The 21,342-nt window shown below is 74.0% G+C and carries 20 protein-coding genes and 1 pseudogene; 16 read left to right on the forward strand and 5 right to left on the reverse strand.

Annotated features, from left to right (window positions below; all coding sequences use genetic code 11):
• Window positions 1-88: 88 nt before the first annotated feature.
• The 10 genes and pseudogenes from AB0881_RS14745 to AB0881_RS14790 all read left to right on the forward strand — a co-directional run bounded on the left by AB0881_RS14745 (window position 89) and on the right by AB0881_RS14790 (window position 8,034).
• On the forward strand, window positions 89-856 hold the full coding sequence (locus AB0881_RS14745; protein ID WP_366617279.1) for an IclR family transcriptional regulator: 768 nt from the start codon (window positions 89-91) through the stop codon (window positions 854-856).
• 96 nt (window positions 857-952) lie between these two features.
• A complete protein-coding gene (locus AB0881_RS14750; RefSeq protein ID WP_366617281.1) occupies window positions 953-2,167 on the forward strand; it encodes a helix-turn-helix domain-containing protein in 1,215 nt (404 codons plus the stop codon).
• A 79-nt stretch (window positions 2,168-2,246) separates the two neighbouring features.
• Window positions 2,247-2,504, forward strand: a pseudogene (locus AB0881_RS14755) (HU family DNA-binding protein); the annotation flags it as partial.
• A 414-nt stretch (window positions 2,505-2,918) separates the two neighbouring features.
• Window positions 2,919-3,887 carry a 1-phosphofructokinase gene (gene pfkB / locus AB0881_RS14760; RefSeq protein ID WP_366617283.1) on the forward strand — a complete coding sequence of 323 codons (969 nt, stop codon included), beginning with the start codon at window positions 2,919-2,921 and terminating at the stop codon, window positions 3,885-3,887.
• 38 nt (window positions 3,888-3,925) lie between these two features.
• Window positions 3,926-5,101 carry a PTS mannitol transporter subunit IICB gene (locus tag AB0881_RS14765; RefSeq protein ID WP_366617285.1) on the forward strand — a complete coding sequence of 392 codons (1,176 nt, stop codon included), beginning with the start codon at window positions 3,926-3,928 and terminating at the stop codon, window positions 5,099-5,101.
• A 16-nt stretch (window positions 5,102-5,117) separates the two neighbouring features.
• Window positions 5,118-5,429, forward strand: a complete 312-nt coding sequence (locus tag AB0881_RS14770; RefSeq protein WP_366617286.1) for a PTS lactose transporter subunit IIB — start codon at window positions 5,118-5,120, stop codon at window positions 5,427-5,429.
• Complete coding sequence (locus tag AB0881_RS14775) at window positions 5,413-5,880, forward strand: PTS sugar transporter subunit IIA (protein WP_366617288.1); 468 nt, start codon at window positions 5,413-5,415, stop codon at window positions 5,878-5,880. Before AB0881_RS14770 ends, AB0881_RS14775 begins: the two co-directional genes overlap by 17 nt.
• Window positions 5,877-6,917 (forward strand): zinc-dependent dehydrogenase, encoded by a 1,041-nt coding sequence (locus AB0881_RS14780; protein ID WP_366617289.1) that lies wholly within the window; start codon window positions 5,877-5,879, stop codon window positions 6,915-6,917. The genes AB0881_RS14775 and AB0881_RS14780 overlap by 4 nt, the downstream gene beginning before the upstream one ends.
• Before the next feature lie 17 nt (window positions 6,918-6,934).
• Window positions 6,935-7,216 (forward strand): HPr family phosphocarrier protein, encoded by a 282-nt coding sequence (locus AB0881_RS14785; RefSeq protein WP_366617291.1) that lies wholly within the window; start codon window positions 6,935-6,937, stop codon window positions 7,214-7,216.
• A gap of 56 nt (window positions 7,217-7,272) precedes the next feature.
• Window positions 7,273-8,034 (forward strand): DeoR/GlpR family DNA-binding transcription regulator, encoded by a 762-nt coding sequence (locus AB0881_RS14790; RefSeq protein ID WP_366617293.1) that lies wholly within the window; start codon window positions 7,273-7,275, stop codon window positions 8,032-8,034.
• A 3-nt stretch (window positions 8,035-8,037) separates the two neighbouring features.
• Here the strand turns inward: AB0881_RS14790 and dnaK are convergent, their stop codons facing one another.
• Complete coding sequence (gene dnaK / locus AB0881_RS14795) at window positions 8,038-9,873, reverse strand: molecular chaperone DnaK (RefSeq protein ID WP_366617295.1); 1,836 nt, start codon at window positions 9,871-9,873, stop codon at window positions 8,038-8,040.
• Between the two features lie 181 nt (window positions 9,874-10,054).
• Between dnaK and AB0881_RS14800 the strand changes: the two genes are divergently transcribed.
• On the forward strand, window positions 10,055-10,876 hold the full coding sequence (locus AB0881_RS14800; RefSeq protein ID WP_366617296.1) for an acyl-CoA thioesterase domain-containing protein: 822 nt from the start codon (window positions 10,055-10,057) through the stop codon (window positions 10,874-10,876).
• Here AB0881_RS14800 and AB0881_RS14805 read toward each other — a convergent pair.
• From AB0881_RS14805 to AB0881_RS14820, 4 genes are all read right to left on the reverse strand, one after another.
• On the reverse strand, window positions 10,832-12,673 hold the full coding sequence (locus tag AB0881_RS14805; RefSeq protein WP_366617298.1) for a GMC family oxidoreductase: 1,842 nt from the start codon (window positions 12,671-12,673) through the stop codon (window positions 10,832-10,834). The genes AB0881_RS14800 and AB0881_RS14805 overlap by 45 nt on opposite strands.
• A 127-nt stretch (window positions 12,674-12,800) precedes the next feature.
• Window positions 12,801-13,766, reverse strand: coding sequence for a hypothetical protein (locus AB0881_RS14810; RefSeq protein WP_366617300.1), 966 nt, complete (start codon window positions 13,764-13,766; stop codon window positions 12,801-12,803).
• Window positions 13,767-13,836: 70 nt separating this feature from the next.
• A complete protein-coding gene (locus AB0881_RS14815; protein WP_366617302.1) occupies window positions 13,837-15,474 on the reverse strand; it encodes an FAD-dependent oxidoreductase in 1,638 nt (545 codons plus the stop codon).
• Between the two features lie 8 nt (window positions 15,475-15,482).
• Window positions 15,483-16,451 (reverse strand): MBL fold metallo-hydrolase, encoded by a 969-nt coding sequence (locus AB0881_RS14820; RefSeq protein ID WP_366617303.1) that lies wholly within the window; start codon window positions 16,449-16,451, stop codon window positions 15,483-15,485.
• 187 nt (window positions 16,452-16,638) lie between these two features.
• Here AB0881_RS14820 and AB0881_RS14825 point away from each other — a divergent pair, with 187 nt between their 5' ends.
• From AB0881_RS14825 to AB0881_RS14845, 5 genes are all read left to right on the forward strand, one after another.
• The gene (locus tag AB0881_RS14825; RefSeq protein WP_366617305.1) at window positions 16,639-18,006 is read left to right on the forward strand and encodes a hemolysin family protein; all 1,368 of its coding nucleotides are present in this window, start codon (window positions 16,639-16,641) and stop codon (window positions 18,004-18,006) included.
• Window positions 18,003-19,025: a hemolysin family protein gene (locus tag AB0881_RS14830; RefSeq protein ID WP_366617306.1), complete on the forward strand. Its 1,023-nt coding sequence runs from the start codon at window positions 18,003-18,005 to the stop codon at window positions 19,023-19,025. Before AB0881_RS14825 ends, AB0881_RS14830 begins: the two co-directional genes overlap by 4 nt.
• Before the next feature lie 31 nt (window positions 19,026-19,056).
• Entirely contained in the window at window positions 19,057-19,290 is a 234-nt protein-coding gene (locus tag AB0881_RS14835) for a helix-turn-helix domain-containing protein (RefSeq protein ID WP_366617308.1), read from the forward strand.
• A 5-nt stretch (window positions 19,291-19,295) separates the two neighbouring features.
• Entirely contained in the window at window positions 19,296-19,838 is a 543-nt protein-coding gene (locus AB0881_RS14840) for a Clp protease N-terminal domain-containing protein (protein ID WP_366617309.1), read from the forward strand.
• 107 nt (window positions 19,839-19,945) lie between these two features.
• Window positions 19,946-21,322: an FAD-linked oxidase C-terminal domain-containing protein gene (locus AB0881_RS14845; RefSeq protein WP_366617310.1), complete on the forward strand. Its 1,377-nt coding sequence runs from the start codon at window positions 19,946-19,948 to the stop codon at window positions 21,320-21,322.
• Window positions 21,323-21,342: the final 20 nt, after the last annotated feature.

Here is a 21,342-nt window from a genome sequence, read left to right on the forward strand (position 1 = left end):
GATCCTGCGTCCGGCGGGCGGCGGCGGCCAAGGAACGCGTCCCACGTCATGGGACGGGCACCGGAAACGCCTGCATAGGCTGGTTCGCATGGCGGCGGCGACGGACGAGACCTACCTGCACCGGGTGGTGGCCGTGCTGGGCGCGTTCAAGGGCGAGGAGAACGCGGTCGGCGCGGCCGAGCTGGCCCGCCGTACCGGGCTGCCCAAGTCGACCGTGCACCGCATCGTGCTGTCGCTGGTCGAGGAGGGGCTGCTCGAACGGCACGGCTCGGAGGTGCGGCTGGGGCTGCGGCTGTTCGAGATCGGGCAGCGGGTGCCGCGCCAGCGCGCGCTCCGCGACGCCGCCCGCCCGTACATGTACGACCTCCGCGAGGCGACCCGGCAGACGATCCACCTGGCGGTGCTGGAGGGCAGCGAGGTCGTGTACGTGGACATCCTCGCCTCCGCCGGCGGCCCGCCGCTGCCGTCCCGGGTGGGCGGCCGGCTGCCCGCGCACGCGACCGGGGTGGGCAAGGCGATCCTGGCGTTCTCCCCGCAGGAGACGGTTCGGGCCGTGCTGGAGGGCGACCTGCCGCGGCTCAGCGAGCGCAGCACGGTCGCGCCCGGCCTGCTGGCGCGCGAGCTGGCCGGGATCCGCCGGGCGGGGGTCGCGTACGACCACGAGGAGTCCGGCCTGGGCGTGGTCTGCGCGGCCGGCCCCGTGCTCGGCTTCGACGGCGAGGTGCTGGGCGCCCTGTCGATCTCGGGCTGGAGCAACCGGATGCGGCTCGACCAGGTCTCGCCCGCCGTGCACACCGCCGCGAGAGCCCTGTCCCGGACGCTGGGCCACCGCGATGCCCCGCTCTCCCCGAGCTGACTGCTTTTGTTGGGTCCTGAGCCCCTGGTTATCTGATGCGGCTAATATCACTATTGGGTTACTTGCCAGTAAGGCCCGTCCACCCAGGAGGCGATCTTGAGCGAGCGATCGGGAACCGGGGTCAGGAAACCGCCGGAGCCCTTCTGGGGAACGCTCCCGGTGGAGGTGGTCGAGCCGCTCCACCCGTACGTGGACGACGTCGCCCACGAGATGATCGAGTGGATCCGCGAGCGCATCCCCGAGTACGCCCGGCCGTTCGGCAGCAGCTACGGGCAGAAGATGTACGGCTCGGTCCGGCGCGCGGTCTCCGACTTCCTGGTCGTGGTGTCCAGCCCGGACGCGTCCTGGGAGCCGGTGCGCGAGATCTACGCGGGCATCGGCGCGTACGAGGCCCGCAAGGGGCGCAGCCTGGAGAGCCTGCAGACCGCGATGCGGCTGTGCGGCCAGGTCGCCGCGCGGCTGTTCACCCAGACCGCGGCCCGGCTGGACTGGCCGCACGAGACGCTCGGCCGGCTGATCGAGTCGCTGTTCGCCTACCTGGACGCGATCTCCGAGGCGGCCGCCGACGGGTACGCGCGGGTGCACGACCGGCCCGGCAGCCAGCGCGAGCACCTGCGCGCCCGGCTGCACGCGATGCTGACCGGCGACGGGCTGGCCGACCGGGTGGCGATCACCCAGCTGGCACGCTCCACCGGCTGGGGCACCCCGTCCTCGATCGCCGTGGTGGCGGTGCGCGGGCTGGCCGGGCAGGCGCCGCCGCTGCTGCCGCCGCCCGTGCTGGCCGACTGGCAGAGCCAGGTCCCCTCGCTGGTGCTGCCCGACCCCGACAGTCCCGGGCACCGGCACCTGCTCGCGGGGCTGGGCGACCTGCCCGCCGCCGTCGGGCCGACCGTCGACCTCTCGCGCGGCAACGTCTCGCTGATGTGGGCGCGGCGCGCGCTGGAGCTGGCCGAGACCGGCAAGATCCCGGTGGGCGGCGTGATCCGCTGCGTGGACCACCTGCCGACGCTGGTCGCCTCGATGGGCCTGGACCTGATCGAGGCGGCGATCCCGCAGCGGCTGGCGCCGCTGATGGACCTCAACCCGAACCAGCGCCGCCGCCTGGTGTCCACGCTGCTCACGTACCTGGAGAACGGCCGCAACGCCGCCGCCGCGGCGCAGCGGCTCAACGTCCACACCCAGACCGTCCGCTACCGGCTGTCCAGCCTGGAGGACCTCTTCTCCGGCGAGCTGACCGATCCGGAGCGGCATCTGGAGCTCCTCCTGCTGCTGCACAGCTGGCAGCGGCTCCTCGAACCGGCCGCCGATTAGCCCGCTTCCGTGGTCAACGCGTTTCCGCTGGTCTAGCCTGACCAGCACTGACGGCGCCGCGCCACGGAAGGGACCCCGGATGAACAAGAGCGAGCTCGTCGACGCCGTGGCGGAACGGGCGGGCACCGACCGCGCGGTGGCCCGCCGCCATGTGGACGCGGTGTTCGAGGCCATCGTCGACACGGTCGCCGCCGGCGACCGGGTGCTGGTGACCGGGTTCGGGACCTTCGACCGGTTCGCCCGGCCCGCCCGTACGGCGCGCAACCCCCGTACCGGCCAGGCGATCGAGGTGGCGGCGGCCGAGGTGCCGCGCTTCCGCGTCGGCCAGACGTTCAAGAACCGCGTCGCCCAGGGCGGCACCGCCGAGGGGAACGGGGCCGCGGCCGAGGTCCCCGAGCCCGCCGCGCCCGAGCCGGTGACCAAGAAGGCCGGGAAGCCCGAGAAGGGTGCGAAGGCTGAGAAGGGTGCGAAGGCCGAGAAGGCCGTGAGGCCCGAGAAGCCGAAGAAGGGCAAGAAGGAGGCCGCCGCCAAGAAGAACGGCGGGAAGAAGGCCGGCGGGAAGAAGAAGGCCGCCGCCGGCAAGAAGGCCGCGAAGGCCCGCTGAGGCCGCCGATCCGCGCGCACGAGCGCCCCGCCGACCAGGCGGGGCGCTTTTTCTTTGCCGCCACCCCTTGACCCGCCCACCCGTCCGGACGTAAACAAAGGAGAACCCACTCAAACGGGAGGGAAACAACATGCGGCGGGTGCGTGCATGATCGTCACGGTGACCCTCAACCCGAGCCTGGACCGGACGATCGAGGTGGACGTCCTGGCCCGGGGCGAGATGATCCGCGCGCGCTCGGCCCGGCTGGACCCGGGCGGCAAGGGCGTGAACGTCTCGCGGGCGCTGCTCGCCGGGCACGTCCCGTCCACCGCCGTCGTCACCGTCGGCGGCCCCGACGGCGACCAGCTGCACGGCCTGCTGCGCGCCGAGGGCCTCGCGGTACGGGCCGTGCCGGTCGCGGGCCGGACCCGGTCCAACGTCACGATCGCCGAGCCCGGCGGGGTGGTCACCAAGCTGAACGAGCCCGGCGCCGCGCTCACCGGCGCCGAACTCGCCCAGGTCGCGGACGCCGTGATGGCCGCCGCGACGGCGGACACCGCCGTCGCCGGCTGGGTCGCCGCCTGCGGCAGCCTGCCGCCGGACGTGCCCGCCGGCATCTACGCCGACCTGTGCCGGCGGCTCGCCCCCGCCGGGATCCGCGTCGCGGTCGACTCCAGCGGCCCGGCGCTGCTCGCCGCGCTGCCCGCCCGCCCCGACCTGGTCAAGCCGAACCGCGAGGAGCTGGCCGAGGCCGTCGGCCGCCCCGTCGACCGGCTGGCCGACGCCGTCGGCGCCGCCCGCGAGCTGCGCGAGCGCGGCGCCCGCGGCGTCCTGGTCAGCCTCGGCGCCGACGGCGCGGTGCTCGTCGACGGCGACGGCGTCATCGCCGGCCAGGCCCCCGTCGACGCCCCGCGGAGCGCGGTCGGCGCCGGCGACGCACTGCTCGCCGGCTTCCTGGCCGCCGGCGCCCGCGGCCCGGCCGCCCTCGCCGAGGCCCTCGCCTGGGCCGCCGCCGCCGTGCGGCTGCCCGCCAGCCGCATGCCCCGCCGATCCGACATCCGCCGCGACACCGTACGGGTCCAGCCGCACCCCGACCTGGACCGCCCCCTGACCCCCGACCGGCCCCTCGTCACCTGAGCCACCCACCCGCAGGACCCGAACCCCAGGAGGCCGCGATGGCCACTGCGTACACCCCCACCCCCTCGGCCGGCGACGGGAGGATCCGGGCGCGCGTCCAGCGCCTCGGCGGGCATCTGGCCGGCATGGTGATGCCCAACATCGGCGCGTTCATCGCCTGGGGCCTGATCACCGCGCTGTTCATCCCCACCGGCTGGCTGCCGAACGAGAGCCTGGCCGAGCTGGTCGATCCGATGATCAAGGTGCTGCTGCCGCTGCTGATCGGCTACACCGGCGGCCGGATGGTGCACGGGCAGCGCGGCGCGGTGGTCGGCGCCGTGGCGACCGTGGGCGTGGTGGTCGGCGCCGACGTCCCGATGTTCCTCGGCGCCATGATCATCGGGCCGCTGGCCGCGTACCTGATGAAGCTGTTCGACGGCCTGATCGAGGGCCGGGTGCGGCCCGGCTTCGAGATGCTGGTGGACAACTTCTCGGCCGGCATCCTCGGCGCGGTCATGGCCGTGCTCGGCAAGCTCGCGATCGGGCCGGTCGTCAGCACGTTCAGCGACGCCGCCGGGGACGCGGTCAACTGGCTGATCGAGCACGACGTGCTGCCGCTGACCTCGGTCCTGGTCGAGCCCGCCAAGGTGCTGTTCCTCAACAACGCCATCAACCACGGCGTGCTCGGGCCGCTGGGCGTCCAGCAGGCCGCCGAGACCGGCAAGTCCATCCTGTTCATGCTGGAGTCCAACCCCGGACCGGGGCTCGGCGTGCTGCTCGCCTACATGTTCTTCGGCCCGCGCAGGCTCCGGGCCAGCACCCCGGCCGCCGCGATCATCCACTTCTTCGGCGGCATCCACGAGATCTACTTCCCGTACATCCTCATGAAGCCCCGGATGATCCTGGCCGCGATCGCGGGCGGCGCCACCGGCGTGGCCATCTTCATGGCCGCCGGTACGGGGCTGGTCGCCACCCCCTCGCCAGGCAGCATCTTCGCCTACCTCGCGCAGACGCCGCGCGGCGCGGGCAACTGGATCGGCGTCTACACCGGCATGCTCGCCTCGGCCGCGGTCTCGTTCGGGGTGGGCGCCGCGCTCCTCGGCTTCGGCCGGCTCGCCGACGCCCGTACCGAGGAGACCGGGAGCGGCACGGACGGCACCGACGGTACGGACGGCGAGAACGGCACGGACGGCACGGACGACGCCGGCGCGGCACAGCAGACCGCCGCCCGCTAGAAACGGAGGACCCGTGATGGGAACCAGCATCGACGGCAAGGACATCCGCAAGCTCGTCATCGCGTGCGACGCCGGCATGGGCAGCAGTGTCATGCTGGCCGGGCAGCTGCGCAAGTCGCTGAAGAAGCAGCCGGTCGAGGTGGCGCACACCCCGGTCGACTCGATCCCGCCGGACGCCGACGTGGTCGTCTGCCACTCCGGGCTGGCCGAGCGGGCGCGGCGCGGCGCGCCCGGCGCCGTGGTCGTCCCGTTCGAGGTCTACATCGGCGACCCGGCGGTGGGCCGGGTGGTCGCGGCCATCAAGGACGGCGGTGCCGTCGGTGCCTGACGCCGCCGGACTCCTCGCCCCGGGCGCGGTACGGCTGGACGGGCGGGCCGCCGGGCGGGACGACGCCGTCCGGCAGTGCGGCCGGCTCCTGGTCGAGATCGGTGCCGTCCGCGAGGCGTACGTGGACAGCATGCTGGACCGCGAGCGGTCGATCTCGACCTACCTGGCCGAGGGCGTGGCCATCCCGCACGGCACCGCGGCCGGCAAGGACGCCGTGCTGCGAGACGCGCTCGCCGTGGTCCGCTTCCCGGAGGGGACGGACTGGAACGGTGAGACGGTCACGCTCGCCATCGCGATCGCGGCCCGCGGCGACGGGCACATCGCGATCCTGACCGAGCTCGCGCAGATCCTGCTCGATCCCGAGCGGGCGCGGCGGCTGCGCGAGGCCGCCACCGCCGAGGACATCGCCCGGCTGCTCAGGCCGGCCGAGGAAGGAGAGACCGCCCTATGAAGGTCGCCCGTTTCCACGCTCCCGGGGACATCCGCCTGGAGGACGCCCCGGAGCCCGAGCCCGGCCCCGGCGAGCTGAAGATCCGCGTCCGCAACTGCTCGGCCTGCGGTACGGACGTCAAGATCTCCCGCTTCGGCCACCACCACATCGTGCCGCCGCGGGTGATGGGCCACGAGATCGCCGGCGAGGTGGTCGCGGCCGGGGCGGGCGTGTCCGGCTGGGCGCCCGGCGACCGGGTGCAGGTGATCGCGGCGATCCCGTGCGGGCGGTGCGCGGAGTGCCGGCGCGGCCGGATGACGGTGTGCTCGGCGCAGGAGTCGATGGGGTACCACTACGACGGCGGCTTCGCCGAGTACATGATCGTCCCGGCGAAGGTGCTCGCGGTGGACGGGGTGAACCGGATCCCCAAGGGCGTGCCGTTCGCGGAGGCGTCGGTGGCCGAGCCGCTGGCGTGCGTGCTGAACGGGCAGGAGCTGGCCCGCGTCGGGGACGGCGACGACGTGGTGGTGTTCGGCTCGGGCCCGATCGGCTGCCTGCACGTGCGGGTCGCGCGGGCGCGCGGCGCGGGCCGGGTGTTCCTGGTCGAGCTGAACCCCGAGCGGCTGGCCCGTTCCGCCGAGGTCGTCAAGCCGGACGCGGCGATCCTGGCCGGTGAGACCGACGTGGTCGAGGCGGTGCGGGAGCTGACCGAGGGGCGGGGCCCGGACGTGGTCATCACCGCGACCGCCGCGCACGCCCCGCAGGAGCAGGCGCTGCGGATGGCGGCGCCGGGCGCCCGGATCAGCTTCTTCGGCGGCCTGCCCAAGGACGACCCGGTCATCTCATGCGATTCCAACCTCGTGCACTACCGCGAGCTGACGATCGTCGGCGCCAACGGCTCCAGCCCCGCGCACAACGCCCGCGCGCTGGACCTGATCGCCTCGGACGAGGTGCCCGTGCGCGACCTCATCACCCACCACATCGCCCTGGACGCCATCGGCGACGCGATCGACCTCGTCGCCCGCGGCGAGGCCATCAAGGTGACCGTGGAGCCCTAGAGCCGCAAGGAGTGGACATGCCAGAACGCACCGTCGTCATCGGTTCCGCGCAGGGCCTGCACGCCCGGCCCGCGAAGATCTTCGTGCAGGAGGCGGCGCGGCAGCCCGTCCGGGTGCTCATCAGCGCGGGCGGCAAGGCGCCCGTTCCGGCCGCGAGCATCCTCGGCGTGCTGGCGCTGGGCGCGAAGCAGGGCGCGGAGGTGACGCTGAGCGCCGAGGGCGAGCAGGCGGAGCGGGTGCTGGACGAGCTGGCCGGGCTGCTCGCCCGCGATCTGGACGCCGAGCCCGACCCCGCGTGACGGTGTACGACAATGGTCGCGGCAGGACGACGTCCAGGACGGGTGGGACCACGACCATGTACGCCGAGGAACGGCAGCAGGCGATCCTGGACCGGGCCCGCGCCGCCGGCCGGGTGGACGTGGTCGCGCTGGCGGAGGAGTTCTCGGTGACGACCGAGACGATCCGGCGCGACCTCACGGTGCTGGAGCGGGCGGGCACGCTCCGCCGGGTGCACGGCGGCGCGATCCCGGTCGAGCGGCTGGGCTTCGAGCCGGCGCTGGCCGCCCGGGACGCGGTGCTGACCGAGGAGAAGGAGCGGATCGCCAAGGCCGCGCTGGCCGAGCTGCCGGCCGAGGGCTCGGTCATCATCGACGCCGGGACGACCACCGCCCGGCTGGTGCAGCTGATGCCCGCCGACCGCGAGCTGACCGTGATCGTGAACTCGCCGCCGCACGCGGCGGCGCTGGCCGCCCGGCCCAACCTGAACGTGATCATGCTGGGCGGGCGGGTCCGCCCCCGCACCCTGGCCACGGTGGACGACTGGGTGCTGCGGCCGCTGGCCGACCTGTGGGCGGACGTGGCGTTCATGGCCACCAACGGCTGCTCGGCGGCGCACGGGCTGACGACCTCGGACCAGGCGGAGGCGGCGGTCAAGCGGGCGATGATCGCCTCGTCCCGGCGGCGGGTGCTGCTGGCCGACCGCACCAAGATCGGCAACGACAACCTGGTGCGGTTCGCCGCGCTGCCGGAGATCGACGTGCTGATCACCGACACCGGCCTGGACACCGAGGCGGCCGCCGAGCTCGCCGCCGCCGGGCCCGAGGTCGTCCGCGCCTGACCGTCACCTCTCCTCGTCGACGACCTCCGCGTCCACGACGCCCTCGTCCGCCGTGTCCCCGCCCTCCGTGTCCCCGCCCTCTGCGCCCTTCCCGCCGGCAGCGGGACCCTGCGCGTAGAGCGCGCTCCCCACCTTCTGGCTGGTCTGCGCGAGCCGCTCGGTGCTCGCGCGCAGCGCGTCGAGATCGGTGCCTTCGAGGTTCTTCTCGACCTCGGCGACGGCCTCCTCGACCTCGGTCTTGAGCTCGGCGGGGACCTTCTCGTCGTTCTCGCGCAGGAACTTCTCGGTGGAGTAGGCGAGGGTGTCGGCCTGGTTGCGGACCTCGGCCTCCTCCTTGCGCCGGCGGTCCTCCTCGGCGTACTCCTCGGCCTCGCGCATCATCTTGTCGATGTCGTCCTTCGGCAGCGCCGAGCCGCCGGTGACGGTCACCGACTGCCGGCGTCCCGTCCCCTCGTCGACGGCCGACACGTGCACGATCCCGTCGGCGTCGATGTCGAACGTCACCTCGATGCGCGGGACGCCGCGCGGCGCGGGCGCGATCCCGTCCAGGACGAACGTGCCCAGCCTCCGGTTGTAGGCGGCGATCTCCCGTTCCCCCTGGAAGACCTGGACCTCGACGGACGGCTGGTTGTCGCTCGCGGTCGAGAACGACTCCGAGCGCTTGGTGGGGATGGTCGTGTTGCGCTCGATGATTTTCGCGAAGATGCCGCCCTTGGTCTCGATGCCGAGGCTGAGCGGGGTGACGTCCAGCAGCAGGACGTCCTTGACCTCGCCCTTGAGCACACCGGCCTGCAGGCTGGCGCCGATCGCGACGACCTCGTCGGGGTTGACGCCCTTGTTGGGCTCCTTGCCCCCGGTCAGCTCCTTGACCATCTCCGACACCGCGGGCATCCGGGTCGAGCCGCCCACCAGCACCACCTGGTTGATGTCCGACAGCTTGATGTTGGCGTCCTTGAGCACCTGCTGGAACGGCGCCTTGGTCCGCTCCAGCAGATCGGCCGTCATCCGCTGGAACTCCGCCCGCGTCAACTTCTCGTCCAGATGCAGCGGACCCTCCGCCGACGCGGTGATGTACGGCAGATTGATCTGCGTCTCCGACGACGACGACAGCTCGATCTTGGCCTTCTCCGCCGCCTCCCGCAGCCGCTGCAGCGCCATCTTGTCCTTGGCCAGATCCACCCCGTTGGCGTTCTTGAACCGCTCCACCAGCCAGTCCACGACCTTGGAGTCCCAGTCGTCACCACCCAGGTGGTTGTCACCCGAGGTCGACTTGACCTCCACCACCCCGTCCCCGACCTCCAGCAGCGACACGTCGAACGTGCCGCCGCCCAGGTCGAACACCAGGATCGTGGCCTCGTTCTCCTTCTCCAGGTGATAGGCCAGCGCGGCCGAGGTCGGCTCGTTGATGATCCGCAGCACGTTCAGCCCGGCGATCTGCCCGGCCTCCTTGGTCGCCTGCCGCTGATGATCGGAGAAGTACGCCGGCACGGTGATCACCGCATCGGTCACCTTCTCCCCCAGGTAGGCCTCCGCGTCGCGCTTGAGCTTCTGCAGCACGAACGCGCTGATCTGCTGCGGCGTGAAGTCCTTACCGTCGATCGAGGTCTTCCAGTCGGTGCCCATCTCCCGCTTGACCGACCGGATCGTGCGATCGACATTGGTCACCGCCTGCCGCTTGGCGACCTCACCGACCAGCACCTCACCGTTCTTGGCGAACGCCACCACCGACGGCGTGGTCCGCGACCCCTCCGCGTTGGCGATCACGGTGGGCTCGCCGCCCTCCAGAATCGCGACGACCGAGTTGGTCGTCCCCAGGTCGATACCGACCGCACGTGCCATCGTCTTCCTCCCCGCCGTTGCGCAGGCTTGTTGAGTGGACCACGCGCAACATCGCACGAGCCGGATCGGGTCGTCAAATAACTGAGTCTGCTCGACTCAACTTACTTGCGCTCTGCTGGGCAGGCTGGCGGCACCTGTACGGTTGGTCGCACTTTCGGGTGATCACTTACTGGAGGCCCCCATGAGCGACGCCGTGCCGCCCGGGATCCTGAGCCTGTTCGACCTGGAGGAGCGGGAGGGGGACGCCTTCGTCGTCACGGCCGCCTCGACGATCGGCCGGGAACGGCTCTTCGGCGGGCAGGTGGCGGCGCAGAGCCTGCGCGCCGCGTGCCTCACCGTGGGGCCGGAACGGCTCCCGCACTCGCTGCACGCGTACTTCATCCGGCCGGGCCGGCCCGGCGAGGAGCTGCGGTTCGACGTGGCGCGGACCCGGGACGGCCGCACGTTCACCACCCGGCACGTGACGGCCAGCCAGGGCGGCCGGCCGATCTTCGAGATGATCGCCTCGTTCCACGCGGAGGAGCCCGGGTACGACTGGCAGCCGGCCCCGCCGACCGCGGGCGTGCGGCAGCCGGAGGAGCTGAAGCCGCCGGACATGCCGAAGTTCTTCCGGCATCCGCCCGGCTTCGACGTCCGGATCGTGACCCCGGCCCGGCCGGGCGAGTTCCCGATGCGGCACCCGTTCTGGATCCGGTCCCGCGAGCCCGTCGGCGACGACCTGTCGCTGCACGCGTGCCTGATCACGTACCTGTCGGACATGGCCGTGGTCAGCAGCGCGCGTGCGCCGGGCGCGCCGCGCGACCTGGCGGCGGCGGTCAGCCTCGACCACGCGCTGTGGTTCAACCGGCCCGCGCGGGTGGACGAGTGGCTGCTGTTCTCGGTCGATTCCGCGGCCAACTACGGCGCCCGCGGCCTGGCGCGCGGGACGCTGCACACCCGGGACGGGGTGCTGGTCGCGTCAATCGCGCAGGAGGCCCTCCTGCGGCCGGCCGGCGCCTTCTGACAGGCCGCCTTCTGACAGGCGCAGCGCGGCGGGCGCGCCCGCCGGCACGGCCGGGTCCTTCGGCGCGGTCCATTCCAGCCGCCGGTACGCGGCCCCCGGCTCCGGCCGGGGGTCGTCCTCCCCGCGGTTGGGCCAGAACGCCATCGCGCGCTCGGCCTGCGCGGTGATGGTGAGCGACGGGTTGACGCCGAGGTTGGCGGTCACCGCGGAGCCGTCCACGATGTGCAGGCCGGGGTGCCCGAACACCCGGTGGTACGGGTCGATGACGCCGTTCTCCGGCGAGTCGCCGATGACGCAGCCGCCGATGAAGTGCGCGGTCGTCGGGATGTCGAACAGGTCGAACCAGGTGCCGCCCGGGGTGGCGCCGAGCTCCTCGGCCAGCTTGCGGGTGGCCTCGTGCCCGACCGGGATCCAGGTGGGGTTGGGCTCCCCGGTGCCCTGCCGGGCCGTCAGCAGCCGCCGTCCGAGCAGGCTCCGCTTCGTGCCGACGGTGAGCGAGTTGTCGTGCGTCTGCATGACCAGCGCGATGATCGTCCGCTTGGCCCAGTCCTTCAGCGACAGCCCGCGCAGGATGACGGTCGGGTGCCGCGCGCTCTGCCCGAGGAATTTCACCCAGCGCGGGGCGCGGCCGCCGCCGTCGATGAGCAGCGTGCGGATGGCGCCCATCGCGTTGCCGTTGACGCCGTACCGGGTCGGCTCGATGTGGGTGTTCTCGTCCGGGTGGAACGAGGACGTGATCGCCAGGCCGGTGCTGTGGTCCAGGTCCTTCTCGCGGTGCCACACGGTCATGCGCTCCACGCCGAGGAGGGCCTCGGAGTTGGTGCGGGTCAGCTCGCCGAGCCGGTCGGAGACGTTCGGCAGGCGCCCCGTGCGGCGCATCTCGTGGAGGAGCGCCTGCGTCCCGTACGTGCCGGCCGCCAGGACGACCTGCCCGGCGGTGAGCCGGCGCCGCCGCCGGAACGGGAGCGCGCCCGTCCGCACGACCTCCACCTCGTATCCGCCGTCCCCGCCGTCCCCTCTGGTCCCGCTGTCGCCGCCTCTCGGCGCGACCGCCGTGACGGTGCTGTCGGGCAGGACGGTCACGCCCTTGCGCTCGGCCAGGTAGAGGTAGTTCTTGGTGAGCGTGTTCTTGGCGTTCGAGCGGCAGCCGACCATGCAGGAGCCGCAGGCGACGCAGGCGTTGCGGCGCGGGCCGGCGCCGCCGAAGTACGGGTCGTCCGCCTCCTCCCCCGGAGCGGTGCCCTCGCCGCCGAAGAACACCCCGACCGGCGTCACGTGCCAGGTGTCGCCGGCTCCCATCCGCTCGGCGACGCGGCGCATCGCCTCGTCGGCCGGGGTGATGATCGGGTTGGGCGTCACGCCGAGCATCCGCCGCGCCTGGTCGTAGAACGGCTCCAGCTCCGCCTGCCAGTCGGTGATGTGCCCCCACTGGCGGTCGGTGAAGAACGGGCGCGGCGGCACGTACAGCGTGTTGGCGTACACGAGCGAGCCGCCGCCGACGCCCGCCCCGGCCAGCACGAGCACCTTCGCCTCGCCGCGGACGAGATGGAACCGCTGGATGCCGCGCATGCCGAGCCGCGGCATCCACACGTACTTGCGCAGCCGCCAGTTCGTCTTCGGCAGCGAGTCCTCGTCGAACCGGCGGCCCGCCTCCAGGACCGCGACCCGGTACCCCTTCTCCGCCAGCCGCAGCGCCGCCACGCTGCCGCCGAACCCGGAGCCGACCACGATCACGTCGTAGTCGTGGTCGCAGTCGTGGTCGTGGTCGCCGCCGTGCCGGCCGCCCGTTCCCGCCATGGCAGGTCGCCTCCCGTCTCCCCCGACGAGTGCTGGACGACCGACTATCGACCCGCCGCCCGCGCGGCGCCATGGACCCGTGTGATCACTTCGGGGCGGGTTTTGTCATGCGGGTGACAACCCGCCGCTACTCCTCCGGCGGGCGGCCGAGGGCGGCGCGGGCGCGGCGGGCGTCGCCGGCGAGCCGGTCGATCTCCTCCCGGGCCAGGTCGTCGCGGACGGTCGCGGCGAGCAGGTCGCGGTAGCGCGCGTTCTGCTCGGGGATGCGCCGCACGACCCGCCACTCGTGGTACGCGTCGTCGGTCTCGCGGGCCTGCCGGGCGTAGGCCTCCAGGGCCTCGACGCGCTCGGTGACCGACCGTACCGACAGGCCGAGGGCGCGCTCCTGCGGCTCCAGCATCGCCCGCACCCGCGGGGAGAGCCGCTCGGGCCGCTGGGCGGCGCGCTCGCGGCGCAGCCGGGTGTGCTCGGCCAGCGCGCACGCGATCGCCCACTCCTGCTCGGGCAGCGCGACCGCGTTGCCGGCCTCGTCGAGCAGCCCGGCGGCGTGCGACTCCGAGGCCAGCACGGCGTCCACGGCCCGCTGGGCGCGGCGCAGCAGCCCGGCCGCGGGCCGGTCGAGGTCGGCGGGCAGCAGGTAGCGGCCGTGGTGCTCGCGGGCGGCGCGCGTGGCGGCGGGCTCGCGCACGTGCCGCAGCGCGCCGATCACCCAGCCGGTGAAGCTCGCGGCGGCCAGCAGCACCGCGGCCTCGCCCTGGCCGAGCAGGATCAGCGCGATCTGCAGGAACGGCGTCGCCATCATGGCGACCACCGCGCCGCGGCCCCACCGGAAGACGCTGTCGAGCATGTCGTCCTCGTCGAGCGAGGCCAGGAAGAACACCCGGATCCAGCCGCCGGGCAGCACGCCGTAGAAGAACGCGAACAGCGGGATCCAGATCGCCCGGACGGCGATCGTGGCGGCGCCCGGCCGGGCCGCCGGGGGCGCGGGCAGCGTCGCGGCGACGAGCCGTTCGGGCGCGGCGGCCAGCAGCGCGCGGTCCGCGCCGGGGAGTGCGGGGTCGAAGACGGGGCGGGGGCGGCTGTCGTCGTTCATGCGCGCTCCTCGGGGGGTCGCGGGCATCGCCCTTCCGTGCTATCACGCGGGCCGGGCGCGCTCCATACGGCTATCCGGATCGGCCGCCGCCCGGCCCGCCCGGCCCGCCCGGACCCCCCGCCAGCGCGGTACGGACGGCCGCGGCCACCGGTCCAGGATCGGGACGCGGCAGGGTCGCGGCCAAGTGCGCGTCGGGCCGGACCAGCCACACCTCGCCGGGACGCATGTCGAGCGCCCCGGCCAGGTTTCCGGTCGGGTCCAGCACCTGGACGGGCGCGGCGGTCGCGGCGCGGGCGGCCTCGGCGCAGCCGTCGTTCCCCGGCGGGAGCAGCAGCGTGAGGCCGTCGCGGAGCAGCTGCCGCAGGCGGGTGACGCCGGGCCGGTCCGGGAGCGCGACGGGCGCGTCCGGGACGATCACGCCGGGCGCGGGCGGGTGCACGGCGCCCTTGGGCGGGCGGCCGGTGAGCGGCCGGGACGGCTCGGGCGTGGTGAGCGGCGAGTCGCCGTACCAGAACGGCTCGGCGAACCGCCCGGAGTCGATGCCGCCGAGCTCGCGCGGGTCGGCGGCGGCGCGTTCGAGGGCGGCCGCGCGGCGGGCCCGCGCCGCCTCCCCCTGCGGGACGAGGAAGCGCATCGTGGCGGCGGTGACGTCGAGGTTCTCCAGCGCGGCGGCGTGCCGTTCGACGTGGTAGGTCTCCAGCAGCTCCGGCGGCGCCCAGCCGCGCGCCACGAACGCGATCTTCCAGGCGGCGTTCTCGGCGTCGGGCACCCCGGAGTTGAGCCCGCGGGCGCCGAACGGGGCGTACAGGTGCGCGGCGTCCCCGGCCAGCAGCACCCGCCCGGCCCGCATCCGGTCCGCTACGCGGGACTGGAACCGGTACACCGAATGCCAGACGATCTCGTACGGGCGGTCGCCGATGATCTGCCGCACGCGCCCGTCGAGCGCCCCGGTCCCCTCCCCTTCGAGGGCGAACCCGGGCGGCACCTGCCAGTCGATCCGGTAGCGGGAGCCGGGGCACGGGTGGATGAGGACCTGGCGGCCGGGGTTCCACGGCGGGTCGAAGTAGAAGCGGCGCTCGCGCTCCCAGCCGGGCAGGTCGGCCTCCAGGTCGACGATCAGGAACTCGTCGTCGAAGCTCTCGCCGGGGAAGCCGATGCCCAGGCCGTCCCGGACGGCGGCGCCGGCCCGGCCGCCGCCCGAGCACGCGACCACGTACGAGGCGCGGATCGGATCGCCGGACGCGCACCGCACCGTCACGCCGTCGTCGTCCTGCTCCAGGCCCGCGACCTCGCAGCCCCACCGGACGTCGACCAGGTCGCGCCGGGCGGCGGCGCACTCGTCCAGGATCTCCTCGGTGCGCGCCTGGGAGATGTTGACGCACGGCGGCAGCGTCCCGGAGTCGTCGAACCGCCAGGAGAACAGCTCGCGGTCGCGGTAGTACGTGCGCGCCGTCGTCCAGGCCAGCCCCTCCTCGGCGATGCGGCCGGCGCCGGCATGGCACCAGATGTCCAGGACGTCGCGCTGCTGGCAGATCGACCGCGACCCGACCGGCACGCGGGCGGGGTGCCGTTCCAGGACGGTCACCGGCAGCCCCCAGCGGGCCAGCAGCAGCGCGGCGGTCAGCCCCACCGGCCCGGCCCCGATCACCACGACGGGGTCCGCGGTCTCGACGGTCTCCGCGGTCTCCATGGTCTCGACGGTCTCCATGGGCGCTCTCAGCCCTGCAGCTCGGCCCAGACCTCGCGGTCGCGTTCGGCGGTCCAGATCCGGGGCCGCTCGATGCCCTCCAGCTCGTCCCAGAGCCGGCTGACGTCGAACGGCAGGCAGTGCTCGAAGATCGGCCAGCCGCCGTAGGCGGGCGCGAGCGCGGCGTGCACGGCGGCGAAGGCGTCCTTGAGCGCGCCGCCCCGGTCGCGCACCCGCGCGGTCTCGGCGATCATCACTTCGAGGAAGTCGCGGGTCTGCGCGACGGCGGCGCGCACCGCCTCCCGGCCGTGCGCGACCGCGCCGCGCCCGCCGACCAGCGTGCGGGCGCCGAACGAGTCGACGTGGTCGAGCGTGCCGGTCGCCCACTCGAGGTGGAACGCGTCGCCGGTGTAGAGCGCGGCCTGCGTCTCGACGAGGTCGCCGGCGAACAGGATGTGCTGGCGGGGCAGCCACGCCACGATGTCGCCCTCGGTGTGGCCGCGCCCGCAGTACGCCAGGTCGAGGTCGCCGCGGTCGCCGCCCAGGTCGATCGTGAGGGTCTGCGAGAACGTGACCGCCGGCCAGGTGAGCCCGGGGATGCCCTCCGGCTCCTTGAACAGCCGGGGCATCCGGCCGTACTCCGACTCCCAGTCCTGCCGCCCGCGCTCGCGGATCAGCGACCGGGTGCGGTCGTGCGTGATGATCACCGCGTCGCCGTACGCGCTCGCGCCCAGCGTGCGGACGGCGTGGTAGTGCGAGAGCACCAGGTAGCGGATCGGCTTGTCGGTGTGCTCGCGCAGCAGCGCCAGCCAGTCGCGGGCGGCGGCGGGCGTGGCCAGCGCCTCGAAGCAGACCAGGAAGTCCTCGCCCTCGATCGCCCCGGCGTTCGGGTCGCCCTCGGCCGTCAGGGCGTACACGCCGTCGGCGAGCACCTCCAGCGTCTGCTCCTTGCGCCCCAGATCGGCGGACGACGCGAACGGCTTGGGCGGTCCGGGCATCGTTGCCCCTTTCGCGGTCGTGGACGGCGGATCACGCGCAGGGTTCATTCCACCCCGGCGTGCCCGGTAATCCCCGGGAACGGGCGGTCACGGGCCGGTTCCGGGCTCACCGGGCGGGTGAGAAGGATCTTGTCTGGGGAAAGGATGGAGGGGCCCGCCCGAGCACGGAAGGGAGCGTCGGAGGCCGGTGGACGTCGCGCTGGGGTTGCTGGCCGTCCTCGTGCTGACCGCTGCGACCGGCTGGTTCGTCGCGATCGAGTTCGCCTACGTCACCGCGGACCGCGTCGAGCTGGAGCAGCGGGCGCGGGAGGGCGACGCGAAGGCGGCCCGCGCCGTGCGGGTGATGGAGCGGCTGTCGTTCATGCTGTCGGGCGCGCAGCTGGGCATCACGGTGACCGCGCTGGTCGTCGGGTTCATCGCCAAGCCCGCGCTCGCCGACCTGTTCGCGCCGGGGCTGCGGGCGGCGGGCGTGCCGGCCGCGGCGGTCGGCGGGATCGCGGTCGCGGCCGGGTTCGCGCTGGCGACGATCGTCCAGATGGTGCTCGGCGAGCTGTTCCCGAAGAACCTGGCGCTGGCGAAGGCCGAGCCGATGGCGCGGGCGCTGGCCCGTTCGGCGCTGGTCTACCTCACCGTCGCGGCGCCGGTGATCCGGCTGTTCGACGCGGCCGCCGACCGGCTGCTGCGCGCGGCCGGGATCGAGCCGGTCGAGGAGCTGCACCACGGCGCGACGCTGGAGGAGCTGGGCCACATCATCGGCGAGTCGGAGGAGGAGCTGCAGGAGGGCCAGGCCGACCTGCTGGAGCGGGCGCTGGCGTTCTCCGACCGCACCGCCGAGGAGGTCATGGTGCCCCGGGTGGACGTGGTGACCGTTCCGGACACGGCGCTCGCCGCCGAGCTGAGCGAGATCATCACGGCGCACGGGCACAGCCGCTACCCGGTCGTCGGCGCCAGCGTCGACGACCTGATCGGCGTGGTGGGGCTGGAGGAGCTGGTCCGGGTGCGCCCCGAGGACGCGGGCCGGACGCGGGTGCGCGACATCGCCCGGCCCGCGCCGCTGGTGCCGTGGACGCTGCCGCTGCCCGAGGTGGTCGCCCGGCTGCGCGGCGAGGACGGCGGCGGCGGGCCCGGCCCGGAGAGCGCGGTGGCCTGCGTGGTGGACGAGTACGGCGGGTTCGCCGGCCTGATCGCCTGGGAGGACGTGGCGGAGGAGCTGGTCGGGGAGATCGCCGACGAGAGCGACCCGGACGAGGACCTCGCCATCCTCAACGGCGACTGGTGGACGACCGACGCCGGGCTGCGGGTGGACGAGGTCGCGCACGAGACGGGGATCGCGCTGCCCGAGGGCGACTACGAGACCGTCGCGGGGCTGCTGCTGAAGCTGCTCGGCCGGGTCGCCGAGCCCGGTGACACGGTGACCGTCGACCTGGCCCCGGTACGGGCCGGCGACCCGCCGCGCCGGGCCGTGGTCGAGGTTCTGTCGGTGCACCGCCACGTTCCGGAGACGATCCGGCTGCGGCGCGCCCCGGCGGCCGGCCCCGAGGAGGGCGGCGCGTGAACCTCTCCACCGGGATCCCGCTCACCGCCGCCCTGCTGGCCGCCAACGGCTTCTTCGTCGCGGCCGAGTTCGCGATGGTGGCGGCCAGGCGGCCGCGGCTGGAGCGCGCCGCCGCGCGCGGCAGCCGCACGGCGGCGTCGGCGTTGGGGGCGATCTCGGAGCTGTCGCTGACGCTGGCCGGGGCGCAGCTGGGCATCACGATGTGCTCGCTCGGCCTGGGCCTGGTGTCCGAGCCGCTGATCGCCGAGACGCTGACGCCGCCGTTCCACGCGCTGGGGCTGCCGGAGTCGGCGGCGCACGCGGTGGCGTTCGTGCTGGCGCTGGGCCTGGTGACGTTCCTGCACATGGTGGTGGGCGAGATGGCGCCCAAGTCGTGGGCGATCATCCGGCCGGAGCGGTCGGCGATGATCCTGGCGCCGCCGTTCCGGGCGTTCACCACGGTGGTGCGGCCGGTGCTGGCGGCGCTGAACGCGACCACGAACCTGCTGCTGCGGATGATCGGCGTGCCGCCGCGGGACTCGTTGAGCGTCTCGCGCACGCCCGACCAGCTGCGCAACCTGGCGGTGGAGTCGCGGCGGCTCGGCCTGATCGAGGAGACCGACCTGCACCTGCTCACGGCCGCACTGGACGCGCCGCGCGCGCCGCTGGCGGGCCTGGTCGTCCCGGTGTCCGACGTGGTGTCGCTGCCGCCGTCGGCGACCCCGCAGGAGATCGTGGACGCGTCGGCCCGTACCGGGCGGCTGCGGCTGATGCTGCGCGGCGCCGCGGCGGGCGAGCCGCCGCTGATGGTGCACGTCCGGGACGCGTACCTGGCGCGGGCCCGGGGCCTGGCCACCACGGCCCGCGGGCTGGCGCACCCGGTGCCGGAGCTGTCCACCCGCACCCCGGTCGCCGATGCGGTGGCGATGCTGCGCGCCCACCACAGCCATCTGGGGCTGGTCCGCGACGACGGCGGCCGGATCGCCGGGCTGATCAACCTGGACGACCTGCTCAGCACCCTCATCGTCAACCCAGATTGACACCACCGCCCTGTCAACCTACATTGACAGCATGGCTGATGGAGTGAAGCTCGCCGAAGAGGCGGGCAGCCGGGACCCCGCCATCGGGCTGCGGGCCGTCCGCGCGCTCCGCGAGCTGGCCGAGCGCCTGGAGGCGCTCCAGGTCGCCAGCGCGCGCGAGAAGGGCTGGTCCTGGCAGGAGATCGCGGTGTGCCTCGGCGTGAGCCGGCAGGCCGTGCACAAGAAGCACGGCGGCGGCCGTGGGATTCTGAAGAAGGAGCGGTGACGGGGATGTTCGAGCGTTTCACCAAGGAGGCCAGGAACTCGGTCGTCCAGGCGCAGGCCGAGGCGCGCGCCCTGGCGCACCGGAACATCGGGCCCGAGCACGTCCTGCTCGGCCTCCTCGACGGCGACGGCCCCGCGGCGCACGTCCTGCGCGACCACGGCGTCTGGCCGGTCGCGCTGCGCACCGCCGTCGCGCGCCGCTCCGGCACCGGCCCGCTCGACGCCGAGGCGCTCCGCACCCTCGGCATCGACCTGGACGCCGTCCGCGAGGCCGCCGAGGAGACCTTCGGCGAGGGGGCCCTCGACGCGCCCGCCGGCCGCTTCCGCAAGGGGCACATCCCGTTCACCAAGGAGGCCAAGAAGGCGCTGGAGCTGTCCCTGCGGCACGCCGTCCGACTCAAGCACACGCGCATCGCCTGCGGGCACATCCTGCTGGGCCTCCTGCACGACGGGGAGTCCGCCCCCGCGCAGATCCTCACGGACATGGGCGTGAACGTCGACGGCCTGCGCGGCGACATCACCCGCGTGCTCGACGCCGACGCCGCCTGAACCGGACCGGGCGGCCCTCCGCGCGGCGGCCGGCCCCTGGTCGGCGTCCGCTCGCCGCCCAGGGGCCGGTTTAGCGGAACGGACCGTTCCATGATTACTTGAGGGGTATGACCGCACTGGTGGACGCGCTCCGGCGCCTGATTCCCCCCGACCGGGTCGTCACCGACCCCGACGTGATCGCCGCGTACTCCCGGGACGAGGCCGAGTGGGCCCCCTACGGCACGCCCGCGGCGCTCGTCCGGGCCGGCTCCACCGAGGACGTGCGGGCGCTCGTGGCGGTCTGCGCCGAGCGCGGCGTCCCGGTCGTCCCGCGCGGGGCCGGGACCGGCCTGTCCGGCGGCGCCAACGCGATCGACGGGTGCGTGCTGCTGTCCCTGGAGCGGATGGACCGGATCCTGGAGATCGACCCGCACGAGCGGCTCGCGGTCGTCCAGCCCGGCGTGGTGAACGACGACCTGCGCGCCGCCTGCGCCGGGCAGGGCCTCTGGTACCCGCCGGACCCGGCCAGCTCGCCCTGGTCGACGATCGGCGGGAACGTGTCCACCAACGCGGGCGGCGTCTGCTGCGTCAAGTACGGCGTCACCCGCGACTACGTCCTCGCCGTCGAGGCCGTCATGGGGTGCGGCGACGTCGTCCGGCTCGGCCGCCGCACCGCCAAGGGCGTGGTCGGGTACGACCTGTGCGGCCTCCTCGTCGGGTCGGAGGGCACGCTCGGCGTCATCACCGAGATCACCGTGCGGCTGCGCGGCGCCCGGCCGCCCGAGCGCACCGTCGTCGGCTACTTCGACGACCTGCACGCCGCCGGCGAGGCCGTCAGCGCGGTCAGCGCGGCCGGGATCGTGCCGAGCGCCCTGGAACTGGTCGACCGGCACTGCCTGGAGGCCGTCGACCGGTGGAAGAACATGGGCCTGTCCGCCGACGCGAACGTGCTGCTCCTCGGCCGCAGCGACACGCTCGACGACACCGAGGCCGACGCGATGGCCGAGTGCTTCAGGGACGCCGGGGCGACCTGGAGCGCCCGCTCCACCGACGCGGCGGAGGCCGACGCCCTCTTCGCGGCCCGGCGGCTGGCGTACCCGGCGCTGGAACGGCTCGGGCCCCTGCTCACCGAGGACGTCTGCGTGCCGCGCCGCCTCGTCCCGGAGATGCTGCTGCGCATCGAGGCCACCGCCCGCGAGCACGACGTCCACATCGCCAACGTCGCGCACGCCGGCGACGGCAACCTGCACCCGCTGATCATCACCCCGGCGGGCGACGACGCCGCCCGGCTCCGCGCGCAGAAGGCGTTCGACCGGATCGTGGACGACGCGATCGCGCTGGGCGGCACCGTCACCGGCGAGCACGGCGTCGGCCTGCTCAAGCGGCGCGGCCTGCACGCCGAGCTGGACCCGGCCGCCGTCGCCCTGCACCACGCGATCAAGAACGCGGTCGACCCGGCCGGCATCTTCAACCCGGGGAAGGTCTTCGGCGACCCCGCCGCCTGACCCTGCATGGCACGCGGCCT

The organism is Spirillospora sp. NPDC029432 (genome assembly GCF_040703975.1).
Classification (GTDB): domain Bacteria; phylum Actinomycetota; class Actinomycetes; order Streptosporangiales; family Streptosporangiaceae; genus Spirillospora.